Genomic DNA, 4,007 nt, shown 5'->3' with positions numbered 1-4,007 from the left:
CCTTGTCCTGATTTAAAGTTAATCCACTATATAATGGACGGGCAGGGTAGGCATGCGCCGTGTGGTTAAAGCTCGCCAACTAGAAATTCTTTAGATTTGTGATTTGGAAGGCATTTGCTATTGTGGTTGTTGATGAGGGGTCGTCTGAAAACGGCGTGAGTGGTTTTCAGACGACCCCTTTAGATGGATGAAAATCCCTCTTGTTCGGAATGACCGTATACATCAGGGAAGTAGCGGGGCGTTTTGCAGACCGAGTTGTTCGTCAAAACCGAACATGATGTTCATGTTTTGAATGGCTTGTCCTGCTGCGCCTTTTACTAAATTATCGATGACGGACAAGGCAATCCAAAGATTCGATTGCGGCGCTTGCTGGATGCTGATGCGGCACAAATTGGCTCCGCGGACGCTGCGTGTTTCGGGTGTGGAACCGGCAGGAAGGATGTCGACAAAGGGGCTGTCCCGATAGTATTCGCGAAGTATCTCTTCAGGATGGCAACCGTCCTCAAGATGCAGGTAAAGGGTTGCGTGCATACCGCGTATCATGGGTGTGAGGTGTGGAGTGAAGACAAAACCATCGGCAATGTCTGCCTGCAATGTTCGGATGGTTTGTTTGATTTCGGGAAGGTGGCGGTGTCCGCCGATACCGTATGCTTTGAAATTGTCGCCCGCTTCGCAGAAGAGTGAACCGATGTTGCCCTTGCGCCCTGCGCCGGAGACGCCGGATTTGCAGTCGGCAATCAATGGCATGTGTGCTTTCAGACGACCTTGTTGCAGCAAAGGCAATAAGGGCAGTGAAACGCAGGTGGGATAGCAGCCGGGGTTGGCGACGATGCGTGCGTTGGCAATGGCGTCGCGGTTCATTTCGCTTAATCCGTATACGGCTTGCGGGATAATATCGGGGCTGGCGTGGCGCATACCGTACCATTGTTCCCATGTCGGGATGTCTTGGATGCGGAAGTCGGCGGATAGGTCGACGATACGGACGTTTTGGTTCAGAAGCGCGGGTGCTTCCTTCATGGCGACGCCGTTGGGTGTGGCAAAGAACACGACGTCACATTGATCCAGTCGGGCTTGGTCCGGCGTTTGGAAGGTTAAGTCATAAATGCCGCGCAAACTGGGAAAGTAATCGGCAATGGCAATGCCTGCTTCGCTCCTGCTGGTAATGGCGGTTACTTCGACATTGGGGTGCGTGCTGAGCAGGCGGAGCAGTTCTACGCCGGTGTAGCCTGTTGCGCCGACGATGCCGGCTTTGATTTTTTGATTCATGATTTCTCCGTTGGGTGGGCTTTAAATATGGAGGTTTAGTTTAATGGGATGAGGGTCGTCTGAAAAGGGGAAGGGGGTAATACGGCATGCTCTGATGATTGACCGTGTGGAAATCAGTATTCGTCTGACGGCATCCCTTAGTCTTTAGAAACGCTGATGGTGTGTTTGACGTGTTTTAAATTCGCCACGATGGTAAACGTCATCATCACCAGCAAAGCCCACGAACTCCATTTGCTGATGTGTACCGATGCCCATGCGCCGATTTGGTTGGGATAACGCCAAACGCCGAACAAAGTCCCTAAGTTTTCCGCCAGCCAAATGAAAAAACCGATGAGGACGAAAGACAGCAGAAGCGGCATTTTTCGGGTAGTGTCATAGGGCGTGTATAAAACAGTTGTCCGCGCATACAGCCCGAGTGCAAATGCGGCAAGATACCAGCGGTAGTCGCCGAGATAGTGATGAGTGAAAAAATTGACGTAAATTGCCAGCGCGCACAATGTGCTCAACCAATACGGCGGATGGCTTTTGATTCTGATATTAAAGAGCCGCCAAGCCTGAATGATGTAGCTGCCGACCGCCGCATACATAAAGCCTGCAAACAACGGCACGCCGCCGATTTTGGTGTATGCCTCGTCCGGATAGCTCCAAGACTGGATGTCGCCCGATGTTTTGAACCACTCCAAAACAAAGCCCACCAAGTGAAACAGCGTAATCGATTTCACTTCGTCCCACGTTTCCAGCTTGAAATACAGCATCGCAGCCTGCACGGAGACTGCAAAAATCAGCAGCAGGTCATAGCGTGAAATCCCCAGCCAGCCTGTTTTCGGAATCAGGAACATGGCAATGAAAAACAAACCTGCAAACAAACAGGCGCGCGCTTCTTTCAGTCCGAAAAACCAAAATTCGACCGCAAAACGCCGCCAGCCGTGCAAATCATCCCGTTTCGGGTGTTCCATCAGCCAAGTATCCAGTTTGCCCAACATATTTTCAGACGACCTTCAGATTTGCAAAGTGATGAAATATAACGGAAATAGGGAAGAGGTGGGATGCGGTATGACGAACGGCAATGTTAGGAGATGGGGCAATGAGGGGTCGTCTGAAAGCGTGCGTGATGTTTGGCATTTTTGAGCGATAGGATGGGGTAGAACAATGAGTCTGCGGTTTGCCGATTATTTGAGCAGAGTAGGAGAGCAGGGTTTAAGGCAGGTTCGGAATAGGGAGTATCGCACAGGTTGAAACAGCAAACAGCTTTTGCGAATAGCATGCCCTAGATTTTCAGACGACCTTCCCGTATTCCTCCTCCTTCTTCGGGCTGTAAAATTTCTGCTAAAATCAAATGCCTTATCCCTTTCAGACGACATCGCCATGCAAGCACATACATTGGTCTGGTTCCGCCGCAACCTGCGCATACGCGACAACGCCGCGTTGTCCGCCGCCGTGAAGCGGGGATTGCCTGTGGCAGGCGTGTGGGTGGCGCGGAGGTCGTCTGAAATCCCCAATCCGCGTCAGGATTGGTTTCATTATCAGGCGGCGGCGGCTTTGCATGGCTCGCTGGCGGCGCGCGGTGTGGCTTTGTATGCGGTGAACCGTGTGGAAGAATTGCCTGCTTTGGCGACGCGGTTGAATGTTCAGACCGTAATTGCAGACGAAGCCTATACGTCGTCTGAAATCGGGCAAGATAACCGCATTTGGCGGATTTTGGATGAACAAGGCGTTGCGTTCGAGCGTGTTAACGACCGTGCCATATTCGCCAAGGCAGAAATCATGGGCAGTCACGGCGCGCCTTATACCGACTTCCCGCATTATAAAGAAGCGTGGCTGGCTTTGTTTCGGCAGCGGTTCGGCGGGCGGGATGCGGGAGGCGGACGCGCTGAAATTTTTCAGACGACCTCTGTTGAAATGCCGTCATTCCCAGCGTGGAACGGGCAGCAGGACATGGTTTCCGCACAGCGCGGCGGCGAAGATGAGGCGGACAAAAAATGGCGGCAGTTTGAAGAAAATATCGGGTTTTATCCGATTATGAAGGATTTTCCCGCCAGGAAAGGCACCAGTCGATTGAGTGCGTATTTGAGCGCAGGCTGCATTTCGCCGCGCGTGTTGGCGGCAGAAGCCTCAGGGCAGGGCGCAGATGCTTGGTTGGACAACTTGATTCAGCGCGATTTCTATCAGCAGCTTGCTTACCACCGCGCCCGCATCGAGCCTGAATCTGCTGCTGAATCTGCGCCGTTTTCAGACGACCTGACGGAACGCTGGCGGCAGGGGGAAACAGGTTTCCCGCTTATCGATGCCGCCATGCGCAGCCTGAAATCGAGCGGCTGGCTGCATCCCGCCCTGCGCTCCCTGACGGCAGAATTTTTGTGTGGCGTCCTGCATCAGCCGTCCGAACACGGCATCGTTTGGTTCGCCACACAGCAAACCGATTTTGACCCCGCGTTGAACGAAGGCAACTGGCAAACCGCCGCCCGCAATGCCCGCAGGTGTTCCATCGACATTATCCAAACCGCCCGCCGGCTTGACCCGGACGGCACATTCGTCCGCCGCCACATCCCCGAATTGGCGCACTTACCCGTCAACCTCGTCCATACCCCGTGGCTCGCCTCGTCTGAAATTGACGCACACGGTTATCCACCGCCCGTCGTCGCGCCCTAGAGCGTGATTATCGATCGGTAACGGCTATGGGTTTCTCATCAAACGACCTCTTTAAGCGTAAAAATATAGTGGATTAACTTTAAACCAGTACG

General features: G+C 53.0%; 3 protein-coding genes. 1 reads left to right on the top strand and 2 read right to left on the bottom strand.

Annotated elements, in window-relative coordinates:
* Positions 1-222: 222 nt before the first annotated feature.
* Both argC and HMPREF3050_RS05630 read right to left on the bottom strand, forming a co-directional pair.
* Positions 223-1,266: an N-acetyl-gamma-glutamyl-phosphate reductase gene (gene argC / locus HMPREF3050_RS05635; RefSeq protein ID WP_070773957.1), complete on the bottom strand. Its 1,044-nt coding sequence runs from the start codon at positions 1,264-1,266 to the stop codon at positions 223-225.
* A 137-nt stretch (positions 1,267-1,403) separates the two neighbouring features.
* Positions 1,404-2,249 (bottom strand): DUF817 domain-containing protein, encoded by an 846-nt coding sequence (locus HMPREF3050_RS05630; RefSeq protein ID WP_070773955.1) that lies wholly within the window; start codon positions 2,247-2,249, stop codon positions 1,404-1,406.
* Between the two features lie 382 nt (positions 2,250-2,631).
* Between HMPREF3050_RS05630 and HMPREF3050_RS05625 the strand changes: the two genes are divergently transcribed.
* Positions 2,632-3,915, top strand: coding sequence for an FAD-binding domain-containing protein (locus tag HMPREF3050_RS05625; RefSeq protein ID WP_070773953.1), 1,284 nt, complete (start codon positions 2,632-2,634; stop codon positions 3,913-3,915).
* The last annotated feature ends 92 nt before the right edge of the window (positions 3,916-4,007 follow it).

The sequence above is a fragment of the Neisseria sp. HMSC065D04 genome, assembly GCF_001815675.1.
In the GTDB taxonomy this organism is placed as follows: domain Bacteria; phylum Pseudomonadota; class Gammaproteobacteria; order Burkholderiales; family Neisseriaceae; genus Neisseria.
This window is presented reverse-complemented; position numbering and strand designations above follow the sequence as displayed.

Coding starts and splice junctions, on each gene's coding strand:
- HMPREF3050_RS05630 (WP_070773955.1), bottom strand. CDS start 2,249: ATGTTGGGCAAACTGGATACTTGGCTGATGGAACACCCGAAACGGGAT.
- argC (WP_070773957.1), bottom strand. CDS start 1,266: ATGAATCAAAAAATCAAAGCCGGCATCGTCGGCGCAACAGGCTACACC.
- HMPREF3050_RS05625 (WP_070773953.1), top strand. CDS start 2,632: ATGCAAGCACATACATTGGTCTGGTTCCGCCGCAACCTGCGCATACGC.